Below are 25,344 nucleotides of genomic sequence, written 5' to 3' on the forward strand. Positions count from 1 at the left end.
ATGCTTGCTGTCCGTTGTACACTTAAACTTGCGTGCCGCTTTCGGCGTTAAATCCTGACGCTTCATGCTGGCTGCAATGGTTTTAACATTATGGCTATTACCGTTCTCAGCGAGTTCTTTCTGGATACGTCTTGAACCATCTCGACCTTTACTGTTGTCAAAAGCATCTTTGACCTTTGTATCAAGCTCTTGACGAATTGTCTCGCGCTGGATGGCCTTGTGATGATGCTCAATCCAATAATAAAACCCACTTAGAGAAACCCTGAACACCTTAGCCATACGGACAACACTGAAGCACAGCAGGTGTTCGAGCATAAATTCATAGCAATCTATTTTAGATTTTTCGCGAAGTAGGTGGCGGCCTTTTTTACGATATCTAGCTCTTGCTCTCGCTGACTGGTCGTGGTGTCTTTCTTTACAGCCTTACGCCAACCGTAGATCTGAGATTCATGCAAGGAGAGCTGTCTTGCTGCCGCAGCCACACCCACTTTCTTTGCTAGCTTCAGGGCTTCGGCTTTAAATTCAGGAGAATGGATAATACGTTTCTTTTTGTTTGTCATGGTTCACCTCGTTAGTGATTGTACTCACTTAACTCGGTGTCCAAAACTGGTGGTGCGGATCAGTTTCATGTCGATCCATGGACTAGATTGAAAAAACTGGTGTAACTCCTACGTGAGTTTTAAGCATTATATCTAAATTTGTAGGAGTTCATCCTACATACACGATTAACGCGATTTCTTGAGTGCGATTAGCCTAGTTGGGTGTCAAACCCACTAAGGCAGATTTGTGGCTTCTCTCGTCCAAAAACTCGTTGGAATTTCTATATTCGTCTTCATACCTTTTGGGGGCGTATTGGCTGCAGAATTTACTATTCAAGGTTTATCCAAACCGCTAGAGAGGAATCTGGAATATTACCTCATGCCGTTAGCGAATACTTCAGCAAATGACATTCCCGTAAGTCAGCTCAGTAAGTTGGTTAGGTTAGCATTGAACCCTTATGGCTACTATCATTCCGAGCTCAATGTTCAGAGAGGGGAGAATGATCTCATCACGCTTGATGTCGACGCTGGGGAGGTGATGTTGGTGGCAAAATCTAATATCGTCGTGTCTGGAGAGGCTAGCAATGATGAGGATTTTATCGAGCTAATCAATCAAGCTCAACTTAAACAAGGGCAGCCGTTGCTTCATTCTGAGTACGATACGTTAAAGCGAAACTTGATTTCATTGGCTCAGCAAAAAGGTTATCTAGATGGGCGTTTTATTGAATCGTCTTTGGAAGTCATTCCAAGCTTGAATCAAGCCCATGTGAATCTGTATTTCTCTAGTGGTCCTCGTTACCAATTTGGAGAGTTGTCTGTTCTTACATCGGGTATCGAAACGGCACGAATAGAAGCGATGAGAACATTTGAGCGGGGCGACGATTTTGACACTTTGAAATTGAGTCAATATCAGGCCGATCTCTCCAGTACGGATTGGTTTCGCAGTGTGATTGTGAAAGCGGATTTCGAGGAGATATCCGATGGTCAAAAGGTGCCAATAGAAGTGCTTACAGAGCCGAATTCACGCAATATCGTGCAAGTCGGCGGTGGGTATTCGACAGACTTGGGATTACGTGCTTCGCTGAATTGGACTAAACCTTGGTATAACAAACGTGGACATAGTTTTGAGGCACAAGCGTACGCTTCAAAACCGGAACAGTCACTGCTGCTCGGCTACAAAATTCCGACCCAAAATGTCCTGACGGATTACTACGGGATCCAGTTTGAATCTAAGCATGTCGACTATCGAGATACGTCGAGTTTTTCAAATGATTTGTCGTTTGAGAAGCATTGGCAGCTAGACAGTGATTGGCAGAGCACCATGCACGTTCGTTATTTGCAAGAGCGTTATCAACAAGCGTCGGAAAATAACGACTCACAGATGCTATTGCCGGGAGTAACGTTTTCATTGCTTGATCGCAAGAATGATCAATTAGAAATAAAACACCGTCACGTTTACTCATTGGAATACTCGGATCCGAACTTTTTCTCGGATTCTCGTTTGCTGCGTATTGAAGGCAACAGTGTGCTGTCTTGGGATATCAGCGAAAAACATAAGTTTCACTTTCGTTCGAATGTCGGTATCAATGTCGCTGACGCTCTGAGCGATATCCCCTCATCATTACGCTTCTTTGCGGGCGGTGATGGCAACCTTCGTGGTTATGGTTATGAGTCAATCTCTCCGAGAGATGAAAATGGCGATTTAACGGGTGCCCGTTACATGTTTACTGCTGGTTTGGAATATCAATATCAGGTCTACCACCAACTATGGCTTGGTGCATTTTACGATGTTGGTGATGCCTTCAACGATAGCGTAGATTGGAAAAGTGGAACAGGGTTGAGTTTGATATGGAACTCAAAATACGTGCCCGTTAAAGTGGATTTTGCTTACGGTTTAGATGCTCCTCAAGGAGACCAATTCCGCGTTCACTTCTCACTAGGCACGCAGTTTTAGCGGGCATAAAAAAGGCTCTCATCCATGTAGATAGAGAGCCTTTTTTATGTTTGATGGCTCAGAGTTCGAACTCACCATTCAGTTGCTTGAATATCCAGTTAGGCGCTTTGTGCCATCCACCATAGTTTGGATTCTTAGTATGGGTTTCATTCATTGATTGCCACTGAGTTTGGCCTTGTTCATCTCGAGATACTCGCCAAAACAGTTCATCTTGTTGTCGAGTTAAGTAGTGCATGACATGTTCTGCAAAGGTTTCGCTTTGGAGCAACACACCAAATTCCACATTGAGGAAGTCCGATCTCGGGTCGAAGTTTGATGAGCCTATATAAGTCAGCCGATCATCGAGTATCACGGTCTTGTTGTGATAATAAGTATCCGCATGGAAGTAGTGGTCGTCATTTTTCGCTTGTTTTTTGTACTCCAGTATATTTACGCCTTTATCCAACAACGTTTGACGGTGCTCCTCGTAATAAGCCGGAATAAACCCAGAATCATTAGAAGCAGAGGAGTTCGTTATTAAAGTGATGTCCGTTTTTTGCTCCATTAAGGTATCAATAAAGGTAAACTCATGGTTGCTTGGTACCACGTAAGGGGTTGAAATCACCGCTTTGTTCGCTGTAGTTATTTGTTGCCAAACTTGGCGCTCTGCCCGCTTTCTAAAGTAAGGCTTGTTGTTCTCTAACTTTTTTAATGAATCGAAAACAGGGGTGACTTGCGCAGTGATGAAATTGGGGCTGGTCAGTTGTTTAACCTGTTTTTCAACTTCAGCCAGAATGATGTTTCTGTCTATCTCCTCTTTATTGACTGCTTTGGCAAACGCGGAATAGTTTGGGTTTACTTTAACGATATTTTCTATTGGTGTGACATGCTTGCTGTGCCAAAGCTGTTGGTAGTTTTGATCGAACGCTTGAATGATGCTGCCTTTAAACAACACATCCATATCAAAGAAGTTGGCTTTGCGGCTGTAACCAAAATAGTCGTTGCCAATGTTGCGTCCACCTAGAATCATCCATTGATGGTCGACGTTGAAATACTTCTCGTGTAGACGATTGTCCAAACGTTGTTGATGAGTAGAGAAGTTGATGGCGCGCCCAATCCAGCCTGACTTACGTGAATCAAACGGATTGAATAAACGGATTTGAATGTTGTTGTGAGCGCTGAGATCAGCAAGCCATTTCTCATTAAACACCAATAAATCATCGAGAGTGAGTCGAACTTGCACGCCTCGATCCGCTGCATGTTTGAGCTCATTGAGTAGCATCAAGCCAAGCGTATCACTTTCCCAAGAAAAGTAGGTCATATCGATGCTTTGTTGAGCATTTCTAACCAGTTCAACGCGACGAGCAAAGGCTTCTGGAGCGGTAGGAATTAAGTAAACATCGGCTTGATGCTGAGTAGTTTGCCAATTGGCTTCAAAATCCGGTTCAACTTCAGGGTAAGGCTGGGCACAGCCGACCAATAGCGCGCTGAAGGTAAAGATCAGCAGAGCACGAAGGGCGTTAGGAAACATGAGTAAACCTTCCTAATTATGTTCAAGGAATAAGGATGAAAAAAGCCAGCGAACTGGCTTTTAGACATTTGGTAATGAGTTTTTAGTGACTGAGGATGACGTTACATGTGACTCAGAATCAGCCCAAGTTCCTCGAGACCGTTGAGGCGGCCTTTACGCAGTTTCGGATCGATGCCTGAGTGATGAGCATTGTCCCAGTCTTGTGTGGATTGAATACCGCCATCGTTATCGATCAGCAATACTCGGTCAGTCGCGGTGTTGTATTGGAAGTCCTCAAATAGACGTTCGCTAAACCACACGCGAGAGAGTTTGTTCATCATCGCTTTGTCTTTGCTGCCTGGTCGAACACTTGAGCCATCAAGCTTAAATGCTTTGTTAAATACAAATGGTAGTTCCGATGCATTGCAAGCGGCCACAATACAACTGATGCTCTTAAGTAAATCGCCAATATCGAGATCGCCATTTTCACCTGTGGTGTTGTAAGTCCATACGTTGAATCCAGGTGTGTAGTCAAAGTAGTAGAAGCTTGGTGTCGCTCCTGTTGCTTCTTCACGTGAGACCTTATGACGATTTGGACCCGTGAAGAGCAAATCATGCAACACAGTTTTGAATTGCTGCATGTTTTTGGCCGCACCATTCAGTTCGCGTTCATCGTTGGGAAAGAAGTCAGCCAGAGCAAGTAACTCAGTGGTCGAATCAGAGTTCCCCAAACCGAAGAACAACTTAGTCATCGCCTCATATGCTGTACTCGGCAGCAGTTCCAATAAGTCAGAAAGATCGAGTTCAACCGATGCCGAATCGCTGAGTAGTGAACGATATTCCGCGCGTAAGCGATTCAGATTTGTTTCCGATTCTAGCCACTCCACTATGGATTCGACAATTAAGGTCTCATCGCCACTTTCAATGATTTCTGGCGCTTCTTGGCTCAAGATTTCAAGGATAGTAGGGATCAAAAAAGTCAGGCTCGGCAGCATGCCCAGAGTATTGCTTTCTGCGCTGTTTGAGCCAATTACAGTCGGTACGATCCAATCATTCTCAATGGCCTGTTCAATAAAGTGATGGCCTGGTACTTCTTTCACTAGAAACGCCGGTGGGCGGTGCTCGATGTAAGGAGCAAATGGCATCAACGTGGCTAATGGGCTGTTGTCTCGTGTTGGACTTATAACCGGAATATTCGCAGCGGTCAGTACCCAGTTCTTAAGGCGTTGAATAGGGTCAAGCATGTCGCTCTGAACTTTCATGACCTCATCAAGTGGTACTAATGCAAGATCTTCAACGCTTTGCTCTGGTCGTTGGCTCTTGGCAACATCGTAACTTTTGTACTCAAAGCCGTAAGCGTTGCTTTGCATGATGGCACGTTGAAAGTGCTCACCAGCGATTGCAGCATCGCCTTTTGATTGCTGCAAAATACCTACCGACATTGCACCTGCCCCTTGACCCATAAGTGTCACGTTTTGCGGATTACCGCCAAATGCCGCTATGTTTTGCTGAACCCATTCAAGCGCGTGTTTTTGATCGCCTAGACCAAAGTTACCACCTTCTGGGTTGTCCAAACCATCGACCCAAACACTGCCCAACAAGCCCAAACGATAGTTAAAAGTAACAGCAATAAACGGGTTACCATCGTCTGCACCTTGTGCAACCACCATATCACCGTGAATCAACGGTTCTGAGCCCGCGCCGTGTTCAAAGTCTCCACCATGAATAAAGACATAAACGGGTAAATCTGCATACGCTTCTGTCCCGGCTGGGCGCCAAATGTTCAGGTTCAAGCAATCTTCTGATTGTGTTTGGAACGTGGTTTTTAACTGAGGACACGCATCACCGAACTGAGTTGCATCAATGTTGCCTTCAAGCGGTGCGACAATACTGTGTTGAAAGCGGTCTGCTTGCGCAAACTGGATACCTTTGAACGCTTCTACTGCTGCCAGTTTTTCACCTGAATCAAGAGGCGTGATGACAAGAGACTCTTTGGTGGCTTGAATGGTCGCATCGCCAATTTCCAAAGAGATTTGCTCTGGTGGTGACGGTTGCAACGGCTGTGGATTGTAAGGAACGCTTGGTTTACTTGAATCATCACCACAGGCAGCTAAGGCAAGAGTGATAGTAATAGCTAAAGTTGAGCGATTGAGTAAAGTCATTGTTATGTCCAAAAAGTCATTTGGTGCGTGCACCGAAAATGTTAAACGGCATCGAACAAGCGACGTCCTAACGCTTTGGTGTTCATCCGTGAATGGTTGGATGGCTTGTTGTATTGATGGCTCAAATGGTAGGGCATTGATGACAAGTTCAATAATCGCCTTTGTAGGATGCAGTCCTACCATCCAATGGCCTACCAATGTGTGTTGTTTCTTTGTGCGATTAGAAGCGATAACCCAAGTTCAAGGTCAGTGAGTCACGTGTTTCGCCTTTGTTGTAAAGCATGGTCAAGTTGTAGTTCTTACCTATTTGCTTATTGAAACCTGCCAGGAATGCCCACTCGTCAAGCTCGACACCGATGTCGTAATCGAACTCGATATCACCGGTTTTTACTCGGCCATCCATACGAGAGTCCAAACCTTGGTATTCAGCACCCACAAAGAACTGAGTTCGGTAGTCGACCAACTGATAGCCAAGCATTGGCTGAACCGTGACAATGCCGTCACTCCAATCATCTACGCCTTTTAAACGCGTTTGGGAGTAAGTACCGGTGACGGAAGCAAAGAATTCTTTGTAACCAACTGATAACGTTGTACCAACACCGCGCAAGTCGTACTCAAGATGAATCGGCACATTGACTCGTCCGCGATTACATAGAGCAGACAATCCATCGCAGAACTTATCCCCCAAGCCTGGTAGACGATCATTAAGCTTGTCTTTTAGATACTGGCCACCTTCGCCTGTGTAAGCAGCATCCACGTTCGCATCGACATTGATTTTGCCCACATAACCGAACACATTCCAAAAAGGAAGGATGTTGACGTCACCACGAATACTGAAACTCTCTGCGTTTACAATACCAACAGTGTCTTCTGGATCGAATAGGTCGTTCAAACGTACGCCATCAATAACGAAATCGTTAAAAGGGATGTTCATATTCTGGTTACGGTAAGCCATCGACACGCCAAACGGCAGAGGCAAATCGATACCTTGACGGCGCACCATATCGCCCATTAACGGGAAAGTGCGGTCAAGCTTTACACTTGCTTCACGCATGCGTGGGTCTGAAACTTCATTCAAGAGTTTCTCATCCAACACTTGTACACCAAGCTTATCTTCATAGAACGCTACTGGCTTAACGGTGCTCACCATATTTACTGGCTTGTTTTTGCTTGAACCAACAATCTCGATGTGTTTGCTGGCAATCGCAATTTTACCAGATTCCAACTTCTGGAATTGGATCTCTTGATGGTAAGTGTCTACTTGGTATTTGTTATGTGTAAACGGTTTATTGTTTTTAATGATCATACGCTTCGGCTCACCATTGACTAACTCAATATCTACACTCAAAAAGCGGAAATACGCGATGTCTTGAGGAAGACCGTACTTCGAGTAATTGAAGCTGATGATGACATTGCCGTTCTGATCTTCCTTCGCTCTTACTGATGAGGGGTCAAAACTTTCCGCATAGTTACGAAGGCGGTACTCTGTTCGTGTGAAGTTTTCGATTTCATCAATTAAATTTTCGTTTTCATCCAGTTCTTTAGGGTTGTATTTGATACGCAGATCAATGTTACCTTTGCTGTCCGTGTTCTTCACAAGGAACACTGAAGAGTCTCGAACCTCGTTACCGATTTGAACCGTTCGGTGTGCGTGTTCAACTACATGATCTCCTTGTACCAAAGAACTGATGGCCAGTTTTGGTAGAGCATGGCTGATACCGTATTTATCGAATATCTCGCTACCTTGTTCCATGATTTCACGATAAGTTGTCTCTTCTGCGGCGAAGCCAAAAGTGGGTGTAGTAAGCATTAGTGCGCTAGCTAACACAGTAATAGAAGAGGTCTTGCTGGCGCGTATTTCAAATAAACTCATGACGATTTCCACTCTGAATAGCCTCAAACCTTCGAGACTCAGACAGTTAATGTGTCACTGAACTTCTTGTTCAGTTAGATAAATGTGTTTGCTGTGATTGACGTTGTGAATGCGGTGTTTTTAATTGCATTTCTTGAATCAATGAGAAGATTTTATGAGGAGCAGTGAAATTACGTTAATCGCTTTTGATGGATACTATCCTCGCTTTATCGATGAGGCCGAAATAAAGGTCAGCGAAAGCAATAAAAGCCCCACAGAGCAGAAGCAATGCAGGGCTTTAGTGTCAAAAACAGAGACGAGAGTTAGGCCATAACGCGAACACGGAACAGATCAGTAAATACCTTGGCAATCATCAAAATGATCATAATGTTTACCAGCATCAGCAAAGGTGTTTCGATACGATATACAGGGGTTAAGTTGAGTGCGCCCGATGTCAAAGAAACCAATAAATTAACGCCTAAGATTCTGTGCACCATCAGCTTTGGTGTCGCAAACACTTTCCAAATCACGATGATGTTGATGAAGTAGAACAGTCCAAGTTGCCATAGCTCGGTCATCATTGGCATTAAGAAAATGTATTGCAGAAGAATCACTGTGCCAGTGCCTATGACACCAAAAAAAGCATCCTTAATAATGCTTGGTGGCATGGTAGGGACGAGTGATGAGAATATGGCAGCCAGCATCGGGAATATGAACCCGCCGGGAACCGGAAGATAAATCCAGATCAATAATGAAGTGACGAACATAGAGATACCTTGCAGTACCTTTCTGCCATCTTCATGCAAATGCTGTATGAAAGTACGGTGATCATGATGCCACATAGAGTCTCTATCTGCCTTTACCACAAAAGGTACTTGACCGATTAAGGACGTACTAGGCGTGGCAATATCAAAGCATTGAAGTTGCTGAGCAAGAGTTGGCCAATCGATTTCACTTCGTTGCTGCTTTTCCACTTGCTCAAGCAGTCTCTCTTGGATCTGAGCCATTTCATTTAAGCGCAGGCGCCATAATTGACGATGCTCTTTCAAGTAGTAGGCACCGGTAAGCGGTAAGCCGAGCAGTTGGAACAATTTCTCTATGTTAGCGGTGTTGGCTTCCAGTGCTTTGATATCAACTTGGTTGGGCGTTTTCATGGCGTTAAGCAAAGTATCACGGCTTGTCTCAAAGCGCTGAATGAAGTTCTGTTCGGTGTTAACTGGCCATACTAAGCGGTACACCACAGAGAACGTGATTACGCCAAGAATGGTTTCCTGCATACGCAGTACAGCGAAGTGGAACGTTGCTTGGTTATCAAATCCCCCCATACAGGCGATGATCGAACACACTGAAAAACCGACGGTAAACACATCGCCATATTTTTTGTCACTCGACATATAAATGCACATACCTAGAAACAGAGTGAAAAAGGTGAGAAACAAAAAACGGTCTTGAGAGAACATCGCGATAAGGAAAAAGGCATAACCGGTGCCCAATAAAGTTCCACGTAACCGGTTATGGCCTTTGTTTATCGAGTGAGCGAAGCTTTCATTCAACGCCATTACCGCGACAGCGATGGCTGACCAATAAGGTTTCTCCCATTGAAACCAGAAGGCAAGGCAGATTGCGATAACAATGGATAGCGCAGCTTTGATCGCTTCTTTGGTTGAGGGGTTGAACATAACAATCACCTAATTACTTAATGATTTTAATAGAAGCGGTCATTCCCACACGAAGCTGTAGATCGTCTGGCAGTTCATCCAGCTTTACCTTAATTGGAATACGTTGAGCTAGGCGTATCCATTGGAAGTTCGGATTCACATTAGGTAGGAGAGCCTGACCTGTACTGCCGTCTTGTTTCGCAATACCGTAGCCAATACTTTTGATTTCACCTTTCAGTTGCACATCGTTGTGCATCATCAAAGTCACGTAAGCAGTATCTTGAGGATTAACGCCCACTAAGTCCGTTTCTTTGAAGTAACCTTCTACCCAGAAACTGTCTTCATCAATTAAAGCCACAACCGGAGAGTTCGCCACAACTTGAGAGCCTACTCGTAAGTTCAGATTGGTAATGTAACCGTTGGTTGGTGCATAAACCTTGGTGTAATCGAGGTTCAACTTTGCTTCTTCAACATTGGCTGTCGCGAGTTCTACGTTGGCAACCGCCGTTTCTACCGCATTGTTTAGGTTGTTCAGTGTTAATACTGGCACAGCCCCAGGTGTGCGTTTCTCTAGCTTGAGTGCACGCTGTTCTTCGTTTTTTGCTTTTGCTAACAGAGCAACAGCTTGCCTTTTTGTCGCCAAAGCTTTGTGATACGACGCTTTATAGATACTTGGGTCGATCTCAAACAATAAATCGCCTTGTTTCACTTGCGAGTTGTCTTCGGCATACACGTTAATGACTTGTCCTGTTACACGGGGCGTTATCGAAACGATGTGCGCGCTGACCTGACCATCTCTAGTCCAAGGGTTGTTTGTGTATGATTGGTAGTAGCTGAAAATCACGGTGCCAGCGGAACACAGTAATAACAGCGTGATGAGATAACGTTTTATCACGGGATTTGCCTCAAAAGATGGTAATGAATCGACCAATAACGCCAGTAAAAATCACAATTAGACTCAGCTCAGCGAGCGCAGGAAATGCAACGTATTTGTGGAGCCCCAGTTTTGTCGCAACGGTTCCAACCAAAATGGTGAGCATATAAGCCAATGTGATCACCAGCAACAAGGGTGGGAAGTAGACTTCACCCCACACGAGTTCATGTGGCATTGAGTTCATGGTGCTTTTCTCTATTAACTTGATGAATGGAAAGATAAGGCAAATGATGATGGCGGTGATAATCGCATTTGTAGGGCTTAATCCATCAAAACAAAGATGTGATGCGTTATATAGAGAGAATGGTGCAACGAAATGGTTTTTCGGTAGGGTGAAAATAAAAATAAAATTATTTTCTGATTTGTCTTATGTTCATGGCTTATAGCTAAATTACTGAATTTTAGTGATTATTTGTAAATTTTTTCTTTTTAATACGCGAAGCGATGATTTCATCCTTCAAATAGGATTACGAGTTGTGAGATTTTGTTCCTAATATTCACCTCGAAGCAAACGAGATGCTTTTTAAATTAAATGATCCAACAAATATGAGTGACAGATTATTCGTTAGATTATTTGAGTCCTATTTTATTAGTAAGAGTAAAATTGTCATGGAAATTATTTCTAATCTATTTGAAATGGCACCATTTGTTGCTCTCTTTATTACGCTCTCTCTAGGTTATATGGTAGGTAAAATTACCATTGGTCGATTTGTTCTTGGCGGTGTTGCCGGAACATTATTAATGGGTGTAATTATTGGGCAATTTGGTGTTCATATTGATCCCGGCGTAAAAAGCATTTTCTTTGCGCTCTTTATTTACGCAGTAGGGTATCAGGGTGGCGCGCAGTTCTTCAAAGCATTGAATTTTAGAACCATCAACATTCTACTTTCTGCTGTTGTGATGACGGTTTCCGGCCTGCTTTGTGTATTAGCAGCTGCTTGGATGTTCGACCTAGACAGAGGCACGGCAGCAGGCCTAGCGGCGGGTGGTTTGACTCAATCGGCAATCATAGGTACAGCGGGTGATGCGATCGCACGTCTTGGCGGTGTGACAGAAGAAGCGAAGCACCTAATGCAGACCAATGTTGCAGTGGGCTACGCAGTAACATACATCTTTGGTTCGCTTGGTCCAATTCTTATGGTGACGTGGGTATTCCCAACATTGATGAAGTGGGATATCCGAGCAGAAGCAATTGCTCTAGAGGAGAAAAACTCGAATGGCAAGCACGAGCTAGCACCGGGTGAATTCAATGCAGTAACGGCATTGGTTACACGAGCATTTAAGGTGAGCAAAGATGACGGGCTAGCAGGTAAAACCTTAGCTCAGTTAAATCAACAATCGTTGGCGGCTTGTATTGAGTTAATTCAACGCGATGGCAAAGCCCTAGAGGCGGACAAATACACCGCGCTGAAAGAAGGCGACGTCATTGTTGTCACTGGTCGTCGCAATGCGGTACATCAGCTGCAAGATGGTTTGGCAGACAACGAGATTGCACTTCCAGAAGGCTATGAAGTTATTGAAGAAAACCGCCAACTGATTGCTGACAACCGCAAACTGATTGGTAAGTCACTGCAAGAGATCAAAGAGGCTTCGAACCAAGGCTCTATGCGCGGCATTTATGTGACGGACTACATTCGTGAAGGCAGCTCTATCGCAATGACGCCGGATCTTGTGGTGAAGAAAAACGACGTCATCCAGCTTACAGGTACAGCAAAAGACATCAATCGCGTTGAGAAAAACATCGGTCAGCGAATGGGCTCAGCAAACGTGACTGACTTAATCGTGCTAGGTATGGGCATGGTAGTGGGCCTATTAATTGGTCTTATCAGCTTTAAGATTGCCGGTATTCCCGTCACGATTGGTTCTGGTGCAGGTTGCTTGATATCTGGATTGATTGTTGGTTGGTTGCGTAGCCGCAATCCACACGTTGCTCAGTTCCCTGTAGGTGCGGCGAACTTCATTCGAGATTTCGGTTTGGCAGCATTTGTGGGTATTGTTGGTCTTGAGGCTGGCCCTCAAGCGGTCGACACCATTAAAGAGCACGGCATGTCTCTGTTGTTCTTAGGTATGGCAGTCACCATCATTCCTCAGTTTATTTCGTTCTTCTTCTCATACTTTGTATTGAAGATTAAGAACCCAGTTGAAGCATTAGGTTGTGTTACGGGTGGACGAAGTGCGAACCCAGCATTCGCTGCTTTAATGGAAAAAACAGGTAACGCAACACCGGTATTCTCATTCACCGTGACTTATGCAGTAGCCAATGTACTGCTCACCCTATGGGGACCAATTATTGTCGGCATTATTACTTTAAACGCAGGCATGTGATTTAAATAAATTAGAAAAATCTTATCGCCTAATTAATTAGGCGATAGGGGAAGTATTATCCAAATTTCAGTAAATAAAAGATTAAGGTAAATATTATGACTACGCAAAATACAACGATTGATTTTTCAAAGTTTGCAGATTTAAGCCCATTTGAATTAAAAGACAAACTCATTGAAGTGGCACAAACTGTTCCTGACCGCATTTTATTAGATGCAGGTCGTGGTAACCCAAATTTTTTAGCGACACTACCACGTAAAGCATTTATTCGTTTAGGTGAATTCGCGGTGATGGAAGCAGAGCGTACCTATTCATACCTTGATGGTGGCTTTGGTGGCATTCCAGATGGAATGGGTATCGTTGAACGTTTTGACACGTTCGCGAGCAATAATAAGCAAGATCAAGGTGTGCAGTTTATCGAAAAGTCGTTGAGCTACGCGAAAGACCGTCTAGGTCTACAGAAGCAAGCATTCTTGAATGAACTGGTTAACGCATACCTAGCGTGTAACTACCCAGTGCCACCTCGCATGCTGACAAACATTGAAACCGTCGTGAAGCAGTACATCGCAGAAGAAATGTATGGTCCTATGCCGATCACAACAGATTTCGATCTGTTTGCAACGGAAGGTGGCACCGCATCAATGACTTACACGTTCCAAACGATGTTTAACAACGGTCTAATCAAAAAAGGCGATAAAGTTGCTTTGATCACGCCAATCTTTACTCCTTATTTAGAGATCCCGGAGCTTTCTGAATATGAATTGGAGGTTGTTGAGTTACGCCTTGATGAGACAACATGGCAACTACCAATGTCTGAAATCCAGAAACTGGCGGATACAGACATCAAACTGCTTTGTGTCGTTAACCCTGCGAACCCAGCATCAGTAAAATTCTCGGATGAGACGCTAGATAACTTAACGAACTTCGTCAATGAGCAACGCAGTGATTTATTCATCATTACTGATGACGTATACGGCACGTTTGCAGACGATTTTGTATCACTGTTTGCGAAACTGCCATACAACACGCTTTGTGTATACTCGTTCTCTAAATACTTCGGTGCAACAGGTTGGCGCTTAGGCTCGATTGCGATTCAGCACAACAACGTGTTTGACGACGCAATGCGTAGCCTTCCAGAAGCGCGTCAACTTGAGTTGGACGATCGTTACAAAACGCTAACTCCGGAACCTCGTGAAATCAAGTTTATTGACCGTATCGTAGCCGATAGCCGCAGCGTTGCACTTAACCACACGGCAGGTTTGTCGCTTCCTCAACAAGTTCAAATGGCACTGTTCGCTCTGAACTGCCTAATGGACTCAGAGCAAAACTACAAAGCAGCATGCAAACGCATCATCCGTGAGCGTTACAAAACCCTGTACAAAAACATGGGTGTAGAAATTGAAGAAAACAAAGATCGTGTGGACTACTACACACTGCTTGAGCTCGATACTCTGGGCGGTAAATTGTACGGACCAGTCTTTGTTGAATGGTTCAAAGCGAACGAGAAGGGCAAAGACTTCCTGTTCCGCCTTGCACATGAAACCGGCGTTATCTTACTTCCGGGCAAAGGCTTCGATGTAGTTCATGCTTCAGTTCGTGTTTCCCTGGCAAACCTTACTCACCACGAATACGAGCTCATTGGTCGTGCAACGCGCAAAGTGTTGGATGAGTACTTTGCCGAGTTCCAAGGCTAATTAATCTAGCCCAATAAGAATAAGCCTCGGCGTTGTCGAGGCTATTCCGACCAAATAAGCACAGTGTCGTACATTGTGTTTATTTGGTCGCCAAGCTAACAAATTTCGCAACTAAGAGTGACTTATGAAAAGTATTATTTCTATTCAATCTCATGTGGTCTATGGCCACGCAGGTAATAGCTCCGCTGTCTTCCCAATGCAAAGAATGGGGCTTGAGGTATGGCCAATTCATACGGTTCAGTTCTCTAATCACACACAATATCAACAAGGTTGGACGGGACAAAAATTTGGTTCTGATGATATTCGTTCATTAATGCGTGGTTTAGACAACATTGAAAAGCTCAGTGAATGTGGCGCGGTATTGTCCGGCTATCAAGGCAGCGCAGAACAATGTCGAGCGGTTGCTGAAGCGGTAAGTTTGGTAAAGGACCGTAACCACAGCGCACTCTATGTGTGTGACCCTGTCATGGGGGACCCAGATAAGGGCTGTATTGTAGAAGATGGTGTCAAAGAGGCTATCAGACAAAACTTGTTGCCCATCGCTGATGTGATTATTCCAAACCAGTTTGAATTGAGTGAGTTGACTGGCGTGAAAATAGACTCAATTTATGATGCGGTCACCGCTTGTAAAAAAGCTTTGGATCTGGGACCGAAAATGGTGCTGGTGAAACACCTTCATGCATTAAAGGATGATGCTTTCAGTATGATTCTAGCGATGCCGAAAGCATGTTATTTGGCCCAGCGTCCAAGCATTGACTTTGATTTGCAACCGGTTGGAGTCGGGGATTTGATTTCCGCCATTTTTACTGCTTGTTTGGTGAAGAATATGTCTCCAGTTGCGTCATTTCGTCACGCTCACAATGCAGTTTATGGTGTATTAGAAATCACTAAAGGCTATGGCACATGGGAACTGCAGACGATCAACGCTCAATATGAATTTGTCGAGCCGACTCATGAGTTCAACATCGTAAAAATTGCTTAGCGCAACAGCGTAGTAGTTTAGCTAAACACTATAGAAATTAGTCGTCATTGCATTGATGGATAGCATCCTACATCAGCGATTACGGTTATTTAATGCGCTTGGCTATAGTACCGCCATACGACGAAACGGACTTCATTTTGACCCCATTAACTTCAAACTGAGTCTCTGGTCATGAACCAGAGAACATTAAATGAGACTAATTATGAATCGTTTAATTTCCTCTGGTGTGACTGTAGCGCTCTCTCTATTGGTAGCGGCGTGCAGTTCACCCCATACGCTGGATGTGCGCGTTTCTCAGAGCAACTATAAAGATGTCGAGCTTGCCAGTTCAACACCACAAGAACCATTTCGAATGTGGGCCAATGAAGCGCCCGATTTTCTCTATTCGACGCATAATAAAACCACACCGATCAAAGTGACGGGTGACCAACTCAATATTTTGGCGTTATCAGGGGGCGGCGTAAATGGTGCATACGGTGCAGGTGTTTTGATGGGCTTACAAGAGAAAGGTGAACTGAAAGATTACGCCATCATCACGGGGATCAGTGCGGGTGCCTTGATTGCCCCGTTTGTTTTCACCGGTGGCGAAGCGATGCCAAAGATGAAAGAGGTGATGCTCAACATCAACGATAAAAACGTTTTGGGTAAAAAGAACTTCTTAAACACGCTGTTTAAGGACGCCTTTACAGATGGTGAAACCCTTTATGATTTCATTGCAGACGCGTACCCAGAGCCAATGATTGAAGCGATGGCACAGCAACATCGCAATGGAAAGCGCCTTTTTATCGGCAGTACCCATTTTGATTCAGGCGAATTGGTGATTTGGAACATTGGCGCTATTGCGAATAGTGACTTAGCGGACAAATCTGAATTGATATACAAAGTGCTTGCAGCGAGTGCATCGATTCCAGGTGTCTTCCCTCCGCAATTTATCGATGTTGAGTATGGAGAAGAAACATTAGAAGAGTTGCACGTAGACGGTGGTCTCGCGGCTCAAGTGTTCTTTAATCCGTCTAACTTTAACTACCACCAAATCTCGGAGGCATTGGGGTTAGAAAAGGCGCCGCAGCTGGATGTGATTCGGAACGGCGAACTGAAAGCTGCTTATCGACCATTAAAAGACAAAGGTTTTGACCTTGTATCGAAAAGCGTCTCAAGCCTTACGTTAGCGCAAGCACGTGGTGATTTGTATCGCATGAAATACATCAGTGAAAACAACGATATTGAGATGCAGTTTACCTATATCGACCAAGATTTCGGATACGCAAAAGTGACGAAAGATATGTTCGACTCACACTACTTGCTGACAATTTACGAATATGGATTCAAAAAAGCCACTCAGGGACAACTTTGGGTGACTGAACTCCCTTAATACAGGAAAACAACACAATGAAAAAAGCCCTTATAATACTAATGATGCTTACTGCTTCCGCTACTGCATTTGCACAAAGTGGTGCCCAACTTGATCAGCAAAAAGTGGATAGTGACATGCAGCAACTCTCTGCAATCAAAGAAGAAGGTGCTGCCTTTATCATGATTGATGAGAACTCGAGTTACGTTGCGGTTGAGTACGTTGGCAAATGGGAAGAGATCAACAATTATGTGTCACACAAACAAGCGAAGCAACGCAAATTGGAAAAAGTGAATAAGCAGTTTGTGTATTCGAAAACCGGTGAGACGTTGGCGTCACTAGAACAGAAGATCGTTGACCACATTCAAGCTGATCAACCTAAGTATTTTAGTGTCGATGTCTACCGCGATTACCATGGTGACTCTGGTGAATTTAACTATTTAGCTCGCGTTGTTGAGTACAACTAAGATGGAGAAAACCTACTAATTTTAGTAGGTTTTTTTATGTCGACGAGAAGGAATTCAAACATAGTTTGCTATCGTTACCAAATAGTAATGTTATTATATTTTTAATTAAATAACTCTAGAAAGGAAGCGCAACCTATGAACTTTAGTTTTGAACAACTTCTCGCGTTCGTGACCGTTTATGAACAACTCTCGTTTAGTAAAGCAGCGATCAAACTCAATAAGCACCGAACCACGATAGGGCAGGTGATTACCAACCTTGAAGACCAACTTGCGGTCAACTTGTTTGAACGAGTAGGGCGTTCGGTAGAGCCAACAGAAGATGGTCACCTTCTTTACCACTATGCTAAATTAACCATCGAGCAAGCGCGTACTTTCGATAAATTGGCGCTAAGCCTCTCTTATGGTGGATTAGAAAGCGTCAACATCGCTTATTCTAGTGTGATTCCTCATCGCGCTTTGGTTGAAATCCGCCAGCAATTGCTTCGCGATTTTCCGTTAATGCGCGTGAACTTTTTTGTTAGGAATAAACAGGACATCAAAAGAGGCATAGATAGTGGCGAATACCATTTTGGTATCGTTAATGTGCATGACCGTCAGGCGATGTATAGCTTTGATGGTACCTTCCTTGGGCATTTCGAGTTTTTCCCTTTTGTTCAAAAAGGTGGAGAGCTCTCTAGGTTGGAGAAAAGTGCAGTCCTGGTGGCTCTGAAAAACAGCAAGCAATTTGTATTGCGATCTTTTATTGAAGAAGGCATGGCAGAGAAAATCATTTACAGCTCAGACAATGAAGCAGTCGATCAACTTGCTCTGGTGATAAAAATGGTAGAAGCTGGTTTGGGTTGGGCGCTACTTCCTAAAACATTAGCAAACACTGAGTTTGCCAGTCACGCCATTGAGCCAGTCGAAGCCGATGAGATGCTAGAGGGCTTCAAGTTTGGCTTCGCGCTTTGGTGTCCACATTCCAAACAAATTGTTGATATAAAAAAGTCGTTAATCACCGTGATAAACAATTATCGCAAGCGATTTGAAGACGGTCTCCATCGTTAACTCATAGACTCATCCAATTTTTTAACAAGGTTCAATTAGAGCCTTGTTTTCGTTTCAGTTAACTTTAAGTTCGAGTTTTGATGGATTACACCCTCTATATAGGAGTGTGAGGTATTCCTTTTTTGGCTTATTCTAGTCTCGCTCTATGGGGAAGCCCAGAGCAAAAAGTGTTTTTACCATATGACCGCTGCACGGAAGCAGATTTTTCAGCCGGGTTTAGTTACCCGGCTTTTTTTATCTGAGGGTTAACTTTATGAATCGCCGATACAGCGGGGCGCTTATTTCTCTTTCTGCATTGTTATCATGCTCGTCACTTGCCTCTTTCTACGATCCGGTTGATGGACAGTTCGATATGGGGCATCACATTGCAGAGAATGCTCATGGTTTTTTACCAGTACCTATCCTAATTACCGAGCCAGCTATCGGATATGGAGGTGGTGTCGCTGGTTTGTTTTTGCATGAAACGCAAGAAGAGAAAAACAAAAGAAAACAAGCAGCGTTATCAGCAATAGATGGAGGAGCGCAGCTCGTGCCGAGTGCAATGACTGTCGCAGGCGCATTAGGTACTGAGAATGGTACTTGGTTTGCGTTTGGTGGGCACCGACGCTCTTGGCTTAATGACTCTATTCGCTATGTAGGCGGTGGTGGTGTTGGGGTGGCTAACTTGGATTTGTATAAACATATCTCCTTTGGCCCGATTGAGAAGGAAATCAAATTTGGAACCAAAACATCGGTCGCAGTGCTGGCTCAAAAAGTGCAATTTCGCATTGCCGATACGCCATTAATGCTTGGTGTAAAACAAATGTTGGCGAAGTCTAAAGTGGAATCGGATAGCAAGCTGATAGATAAGGTCATGCAACTTACCCTTGGAAGTGAAGCTGTAACGTCTGGATTAGGTGTGCTCGCTGAATACGATACTCGCGATAATCTCTTTTACCCTAGCAAAGGGTATAAAGTGACTGCTGACTATATGATTTATGATGATGCTTTAGGCAGTGATTATAATTATCGTACTTTTAACCTTGATGCAGAAGCCTACATCCCGATTGCGGAAAAATGGACGTTAGGTTTGGCTGGCAACTACCAAAATTTTGAGCAGAAAGATTCTATGGTGTCACCGACTGCAAAGCCGTATGTCGCACTGCGGGGTGTTTCTTCATACCGTTACCAAGGTGATGAAATCGAAACCTTGCAAGCTCAACTTACTTACAGCATTAATCATCGTTGGAAAGTGAGTGGGTTTTATGGCGCGGGTCAAGCGACCCAACGTAGTGGCGATGAACAAGACAGCCGAGTTAATGCTGGTGGCGTAGGCTTTCGTTATCAAATTGCTCGTCGATATGGTCTACACATAGGCATGGACTATGCGGTGAGTGATGAAGAAAGTGCTATCTATTTCAATGTAGGCAGTGGCTTTTGAATTGTCACCGAGTCAGTCTAACGAAAAGGTGTCTATCAAGTCGGTGGTTATTCAATCAACGCCACGAAATGAACTTCATCCTTTTAGAAAGGAAGTCTCATATTTATTTGAACAAGGCCCTAATGTTTTCACAACATTTGAAGATGATGATTATTATCAAGGTTAAGTCAGTAAAAGTATTTCATATCTCAAAGAGAATGAAAGTTACATTAATGAAAAATCTCGCTTAGAAGAGATTTATGTATTGTCAGAGACGGTTTTGGTTAAGCCTGTATAGATTACTTGTAGTCGTTCTGAAGGTCTTCTTCAGTCTCAATTTTTGTGGTTAACACCGAAAGGTCTGCTTCTTCATTTACTATTGGCGTATAACGCCTTGCTGAGGGGAGAGGGGGTAAGCAATACTATTGCTACTACATGCCTCTTCAATCACCAGAACCATTTGGTAAAAATCCCAAGCTTGGGAAGTTACTCATAAACGCTTTGTTGTATGCGTACTAAAGGTACACCACGGATTCCACATTATTACCCTCGGGATCAATCAAAAACGCTGCGTAGTAATTTGGAGCGTAGTGACTTCGTAAACCAGGTTTCCCGTTACATTTGCCTCCAGCAGACAACCCCGCTTCGTGAAATGCTGTAACTTGTCGTTTGTCTAACGCAGAAAAAGCGATGTGGCATGTTGAATTGCTGACACCTTTTTCAATGAGAAATCTTACATTTGGCTCGCTCGAAAGCCCGAAACCAGCAGCATTTTCATCTGACCATTTGAGTTCAATGCCTAATGGCTCAAGCACATTCATGTAAAACGCACGACATTCTTCGAATGCCGCTACCTTAATTTCAAAATGATCTATCACTCTTTGTCTTTTTGAGTCAGTTACAATTTCCCTTGAATTGCATAACTCCAATGAAGGGGGGAGGCATGTAATATCCGTGCTCTTGTGTACTTTAGCGATTTAATCAGCGCATAGCTCACGCAAGATCTGCTTCTGTAAAGTTAGTTTTAAATGTGAAAGCAAAGGGCGTATCTCCGTTATCGCGTAAATGTTGAAGGCGGAATAAAGCTTCTTGTGGTGTTGGTATATGGCCATCTTCAACCCACCATAGAACATAGCTATCTTCTGTTAATCGATGAAACCATTCGCTTTTTCGGCGCATGAAATCTCTATGGTCAGTACGGAACATAAAGTTTTTGAGTGCGTCAGTACTTTCCCAGACAGACATGTTTACAATCATGTTTGGGTCTTCAAACAATTTAATGCTGGTGGCATCACCGGAGTCGTCTTTTAAACGCCAAACAAAGCCTTCACTCTCTTCAGCAATACCATTAACTAAGTCTAAATTGTCTACAAATTCTTTAATTTCAGGCGCATCCAAAGGATATTTGGCAAGCGCAATATTTAACTGTGCTAATTTCATATCAGACCCTCCTTGGTCGGTAAGTTAGTTCAATAGGGGTAAGCGGTTTCTTATAATGCAATGTATTGCTTATTCCTTCAAAGGCAAATTAGAAAGTTAGTGATTTTGACTGCCAATTACATTGTAAAAATCGGTTTGGTAAATTAGTCATGTTTAGCCCAAGACGGTACCGATAACGAGAGATTTCTTAGAGACAAACCATCCCATTTGTGCGAGAGTATTTTTAGTCGATTTTACTATCTATTTGATTTTTAATTTATATTTCGAGTTACTATGAATTAATTGCGCAAGTATCACTCGGCGTGTTCAGTTCAAGACGAGCAATACTTAAAGGAGTCGCTATGTATTTTTGGGATGTACAAAGTCTGAAGAACGATATTCGAGCCAACAAACTGTCGGAAAAAGATAAGTTCTTGTATATGTTTTTAAGCATAGCGTTTGTGACTATTGGTATTGAGCTTATTTCCATCTCGCCACTCGAACCACAAAATGTATGGGATGCTGTCGAATCTGTGTCTTATATTCTGATTGTCTTGTTTGGTACGTACTGGGCGTATAAGGCCAATGGTTCCGAACATGGTACGGATTTCCTTGGGCGATACTTTAGTATCAGCTTTGTTGTGTCAGTACGGTTTTGTACGTTATTGATTCCGATATCTGTATTTTTGCTTGCCTACTACATGACGGTGATGCCTGAGGATGGCATTGTGGTGAGCTCGTCCGTCGATGTTCTGCCATTCATCGTTTGGTATGCCTTACTTTACGCCAGTATCATCAAGCATATTAAAGCGGTGCAGGTTTAGTTGAGATTCTGCCTATTTCCGCTTCGGATGTTTCGCCAAACTAAAAAGCCCTGCTCATTGGTGAGCAGGGCTTTTGCTTTTAGGGCTAATCTTAACCGATGATGAAGAAGAAAATCGCGGTTGCAACAATACCAATCAGCGCATAAGGGAACTGTGTCGTCGCGTGTTGCATGGACGTACAACCAGAGCCTTGTGCAGACAACACGGTAGAGTCACTAAAGAAGCAAGAGTGGCTACCGGCCGCTGATGCCGAAAGTAGAGCCGCAACGGTTAAGTGTAGCGGCACACCAAGCTGTTCACCCAAAGGCAGAACGATTGGCATCGCTACCGCGAATGTTCCCCAAGAAGATGCCGTAGCAAAGACCAACGCACCAGTAATCATAAAGATAATCGCAGGGAAGTAAGACGCCGATAAGTAAGGGCTTACGGTCTCAATCACGTATTGCGTGACACCTAGCGAGTCATTGACGGATTTCAGCATGAAACCGCCAATTACGGTTGCAAGCGGCAGTAGCATGACTTTAATGCCATCATAAACAGCTTCGAACATATCGTTCATCGAAATCAGTTTTTGTGCGCCGTAGAAGCTAATGGTGAAGATCAGCGCGACGAAAACCCCCGCCAGTAGGTCGATACCAAAGTACCAGCTGGCAGCAACGAGGACGATCATCGGTAAAAGGAAGTTGATCAGACCCATTGTCGGATTGGTGTGCGCAGAAACTTCAGAACCAAAGTCCACATCGGTTGCGCCGTCTGGACGAACTTGACCATTCTTCGCACGCTCTTCTGCTTTTTTCATTGCGCCGAGGTCAGGGATTTTTTCCATCGCAACCAGCAGAACAATCACCAAAGTTACCCAGCCGTAAGCCATGTAAGGAATTGCTTGCATATACGTCTGAATACCTTGGCCTGCTTCAGCGACGCCGTTTGCTTCTAGCAGCGAGCTAAAGAAGATGGCCCAAGTGGAAATCGGCACCAGAATACAGATAGGCGCTGCGGTTGAATCCACTAGATAAGAGAGCTTTTCACGAGAGATCTTGTAGCCGTCAGTGACTTTTTTCATCGATGATGAAATTGCAATTGCGTTTAAGTAGTCATCAATAAAGATCAGGATACCCAGAGCAAATGTCATCAACATCGATTGCTTGCGGCTTTTGACCTTGGTGACAAGCATATCGGAGAAGCTCAAAATACTGCCGCCTTTCTCCAACACGGCAATCAAACCGCCCATCAAACCACATACGAGGATGATCCATGCGATGGTTTCATCCATCATCACACTCATCGAAATATCGACAATTTGCTCGACCGCTTCAGTTGGATTGAGCAGAAGTACCCCAGCAATTGCGCCACTAAAAAGGGCTTCCACAGTTCGGTGTGTCGTGAGGGCAAAGACCAAAACCAACGCGGTTGGCAGAAGGCTCATCCATCCGTAGGCTTCGCCTTCCTCATGATTTAATCCGATAGTGGTAAAAAAGATAAACGTCGCAACTGAGATTAAAGAAACAATAATATGTTGAGTATTGATTTTAAGCGGCGCATCCAGCGCCTTGGTTTGCGTTGTCATAAAGTGCATTTCCTTTGTTTATGCCGAGTGCAACATCCAGTCGATTTCCAATGGAGTAATCGCTCGCTCAAATTCTGCGAGTTCACTCCGCTTGCAAGCTAGATACAAGTCAATAAAGTCTTGTGAGATGTATTGAGCCAACTCGCTGTGCTCCAGTCGCTCTAGCGCTTCTGACATACGCAGCGGCAGTTCAACAGCATCGTCACTTAAGGTTGGCGGACATTGGTCTTTGGTGTAGTTATCACTCGCTAATACTGCGGAAAGTACTACTGCAGCGAGAATGTAAGGGTTAACGTCAGCGCCAGCGATACGATGCTCAATACGACGGTTTTTACTGTCGCTAATCGGCACACGCAGCGCCACGCCTCGGTGGTTTTCTCCCCAGTCGGCTTTTGTTGGCACATACGCACCCGGTAAAAAGCGGCGGAAGGAGTTAACGTTCGGACAAATCAAACCCATGGCATCGGAGGTTTGTGACAACATGGCTGCCATGGTTTGATAGAAGAAGGGGCTAGCTTGACCATCGGTTTGACTAAAGTGGTTGTTACCATCTTTATCAACCAAGCTGAGGTGAATGTGCATGCCATTACCCGCTTGTTCACCAAAAGGTTTCGCCATAAATGTCGCATCAAACCCGTGCTGGTGAGCCACTTGGCGAATCAAACGTTTTGCAATGATGATCTCATCACACGCTCGCAGTACATCTTTGGAATGGTTGAAGTTGATTTCGAACTGTCCCGGTGCAGACTCAGAAAGAGCGCCGGACGTATTCAACCCTTGCTCTAATGCGATTCGATTAAGATCGGTCAAGAAATCCGCGTAGTCATCTAATCCATCAAGGTCGTAAACCTCGGTGTCTTTTTCTCGTGTTTTCTTCGTTGGATTAATTGCCGTTAATGGTTCGCCATTTTCCCCACGAGTTTTGTCGATTAAATAGAACTCTAACTCTAGCGCGACACATGGGTACTGATCTTTGGCATGCAGCGTTTGCAACATAGACGCGAGAATGTTGCGGATGAACAGTGGGTTAGGGTGTTGCCCGGTTTCATCCATCATACTAAGCAGTAGTTGGCCAACTTGTTCCTTTGCCGTTGGCATCAAAGTTCCACTGATTGGGTAACAGAGGTGATCTGGTTCTCCGAGATCTTCGCCCAACCCCGCAGTTTCAACGACGTTACCTTTAGTATCAAGGGTGATGGTCGAGAGGGGGAGTGCTACCCCTTTATCAAGCTTCTCTAGTGCGTCTATCGGGATGCGCTTTCCTCTTGGAGTGGCATTGATATCGGTAAAGATAAGGTCGATAAATTCTATATCGGGCCATTTTTGTTTAAAATTTTGTACTTCCTGTAGATACGATTCCATTTTCTTCTCCAAATAGCCTGACGAGTAGAAATTAGAAATAACCAAGTTAACAAATAAATTACAGTGTTTTAATTAAATCGTTTGTTTTTCAGGTTATTTTTAATTTAAACATGCACTTATACTGTGCTTTTGGTGTTTAACGGCTGGTTTTTATGCCTTTCTGTTAACTATTTTGTAACAGTTGATTTTGTTTTGTTCAATATAATGAGCATAAATATTCAATTTAGTGGCCTAAATAGTGCTTTAGATCACGTTGTGACGATAATAACGAATATCCGTGTTGATAATTTTGTACATGATTTGTAGGGTAAATGTTAAATAA

The 25,344-nt window shown here is 43.9% G+C and carries 19 protein-coding genes and 1 pseudogene; 9 read left to right on the top strand and 11 right to left on the bottom strand.

Annotated elements, in window-relative coordinates; all coding sequences use genetic code 11:
- Positions 1 to 560 (bottom strand): annotated as a pseudogene (locus tag UF05_RS25295) (IS3 family transposase); the annotation flags it as partial.
- A gap of 226 nt (positions 561 to 786) precedes the next feature.
- On the opposite strand from UF05_RS25295, the gene UF05_RS22070 reads away from it, so the two are divergent.
- A complete protein-coding gene (locus UF05_RS22070; protein ID WP_043037631.1) occupies positions 787 to 2,493 on the top strand; it encodes an autotransporter assembly complex protein TamA in 1,707 nt (568 codons plus the stop codon).
- A gap of 58 nt (positions 2,494 to 2,551) precedes the next feature.
- On the opposite strand, the gene UF05_RS22075 is transcribed toward UF05_RS22070, so the two are convergent.
- The 6 genes from UF05_RS22075 to UF05_RS22100 all read right to left on the bottom strand — a co-directional run bounded on the left by UF05_RS22075 (position 2,552) and on the right by UF05_RS22100 (position 10,772).
- On the bottom strand, positions 2,552 to 4,003 hold the full coding sequence (locus UF05_RS22075) for a phospholipase D family protein (RefSeq protein WP_045545116.1): 1,452 nt from the start codon (positions 4,001 to 4,003) through the stop codon (positions 2,552 to 2,554).
- Positions 4,004 to 4,104: 101 nt separating this feature from the next.
- Positions 4,105 to 6,144, bottom strand: a complete 2,040-nt coding sequence (locus UF05_RS22080; protein ID WP_045545117.1) for a carboxylesterase family protein — start codon at positions 6,142 to 6,144, stop codon at positions 4,105 to 4,107.
- Positions 6,145 to 6,364: 220 nt separating this feature from the next.
- Complete coding sequence (locus UF05_RS22085) at positions 6,365 to 8,017, bottom strand: hypothetical protein (RefSeq protein WP_031817764.1); 1,653 nt, start codon at positions 8,015 to 8,017, stop codon at positions 6,365 to 6,367.
- A gap of 302 nt (positions 8,018 to 8,319) precedes the next feature.
- Positions 8,320 to 9,675, bottom strand: a complete 1,356-nt coding sequence (locus UF05_RS22090) for an FUSC family protein (RefSeq protein ID WP_020840736.1) — start codon at positions 9,673 to 9,675, stop codon at positions 8,320 to 8,322.
- Positions 9,676 to 9,688: 13 nt separating this feature from the next.
- Positions 9,689 to 10,549, bottom strand: coding sequence for an HlyD family secretion protein (locus tag UF05_RS22095; RefSeq protein ID WP_045545118.1), 861 nt, complete (start codon positions 10,547 to 10,549; stop codon positions 9,689 to 9,691).
- Between the two features lie 10 nt (positions 10,550 to 10,559).
- Complete coding sequence (locus tag UF05_RS22100) at positions 10,560 to 10,772, bottom strand: DUF1656 domain-containing protein (protein WP_020840734.1); 213 nt, start codon at positions 10,770 to 10,772, stop codon at positions 10,560 to 10,562.
- Positions 10,773 to 11,197: 425 nt separating this feature from the next.
- Between UF05_RS22100 and aspT the strand changes: the two genes are divergently transcribed.
- The 7 genes from aspT to UF05_RS22140 all read left to right on the top strand — a co-directional run bounded on the left by aspT (position 11,198) and on the right by UF05_RS22140 (position 19,871).
- Positions 11,198 to 12,913, top strand: coding sequence for an aspartate-alanine antiporter (gene aspT, locus UF05_RS22110; protein WP_020840732.1), 1,716 nt, complete (start codon positions 11,198 to 11,200; stop codon positions 12,911 to 12,913).
- 95 nt (positions 12,914 to 13,008) lie between these two features.
- Positions 13,009 to 14,604: a bifunctional aspartate transaminase/aspartate 4-decarboxylase gene (locus UF05_RS22115; RefSeq protein ID WP_020840731.1), complete on the top strand. Its 1,596-nt coding sequence runs from the start codon at positions 13,009 to 13,011 to the stop codon at positions 14,602 to 14,604.
- 124 nt (positions 14,605 to 14,728) lie between these two features.
- A complete protein-coding gene (gene pdxY / locus UF05_RS22120) occupies positions 14,729 to 15,586 on the top strand; it encodes a pyridoxal kinase PdxY (protein WP_045545119.1) in 858 nt (285 codons plus the stop codon).
- A 202-nt stretch (positions 15,587 to 15,788) separates the two neighbouring features.
- Entirely contained in the window at positions 15,789 to 16,958 is a 1,170-nt protein-coding gene (locus UF05_RS22125) for a patatin-like phospholipase family protein (protein WP_045545120.1), read from the top strand.
- A gap of 17 nt (positions 16,959 to 16,975) precedes the next feature.
- Positions 16,976 to 17,404: a hypothetical protein gene (locus tag UF05_RS22130; RefSeq protein WP_025632046.1), complete on the top strand. Its 429-nt coding sequence runs from the start codon at positions 16,976 to 16,978 to the stop codon at positions 17,402 to 17,404.
- A 135-nt stretch (positions 17,405 to 17,539) separates the two neighbouring features.
- Complete coding sequence (locus tag UF05_RS22135) at positions 17,540 to 18,451, top strand: LysR family transcriptional regulator (RefSeq protein WP_020840727.1); 912 nt, start codon at positions 17,540 to 17,542, stop codon at positions 18,449 to 18,451.
- A gap of 253 nt (positions 18,452 to 18,704) precedes the next feature.
- Positions 18,705 to 19,871 carry a BamA/TamA family outer membrane protein gene (locus UF05_RS22140; RefSeq protein WP_025633222.1) on the top strand — a complete coding sequence of 389 codons (1,167 nt, stop codon included), beginning with the start codon at positions 18,705 to 18,707 and terminating at the stop codon, positions 19,869 to 19,871.
- Positions 19,872 to 20,365: 494 nt separating this feature from the next.
- Here UF05_RS22140 and UF05_RS22145 read toward each other — a convergent pair whose 3' ends face one another.
- Both UF05_RS22145 and UF05_RS22150 read right to left on the bottom strand, forming a co-directional pair.
- Positions 20,366 to 20,728: a VOC family protein gene (locus UF05_RS22145; protein WP_029837688.1), complete on the bottom strand. Its 363-nt coding sequence runs from the start codon at positions 20,726 to 20,728 to the stop codon at positions 20,366 to 20,368.
- Between the two features lie 115 nt (positions 20,729 to 20,843).
- Positions 20,844 to 21,290 carry a DUF3291 domain-containing protein gene (locus UF05_RS22150; RefSeq protein ID WP_005500348.1) on the bottom strand — a complete coding sequence of 149 codons (447 nt, stop codon included), beginning with the start codon at positions 21,288 to 21,290 and terminating at the stop codon, positions 20,844 to 20,846.
- Positions 21,291 to 21,631: 341 nt separating this feature from the next.
- Here UF05_RS22150 and UF05_RS22155 point away from each other — a divergent pair, with 341 nt between their 5' ends.
- Complete coding sequence (locus UF05_RS22155; RefSeq protein ID WP_005500350.1) at positions 21,632 to 22,093, top strand: hypothetical protein; 462 nt, start codon at positions 21,632 to 21,634, stop codon at positions 22,091 to 22,093.
- A gap of 91 nt (positions 22,094 to 22,184) precedes the next feature.
- Here UF05_RS22155 and UF05_RS22160 read toward each other — a convergent pair whose 3' ends face one another.
- Positions 22,185 to 23,660, bottom strand: coding sequence for a Na+/H+ antiporter NhaC family protein (locus tag UF05_RS22160; RefSeq protein ID WP_021449153.1), 1,476 nt, complete (start codon positions 23,658 to 23,660; stop codon positions 22,185 to 22,187).
- A gap of 18 nt (positions 23,661 to 23,678) precedes the next feature.
- Positions 23,679 to 25,022, bottom strand: coding sequence for a glutamine synthetase family protein (locus UF05_RS22165; protein WP_005500353.1), 1,344 nt, complete (start codon positions 25,020 to 25,022; stop codon positions 23,679 to 23,681).
- Positions 25,023 to 25,344: the final 322 nt, after the last annotated feature.

It is taken from the genome of Vibrio sp. S457-15 (assembly GCF_000960545.1).
Classification (GTDB): domain Bacteria; phylum Pseudomonadota; class Gammaproteobacteria; order Enterobacterales; family Vibrionaceae; genus Vibrio; species Vibrio parahaemolyticus.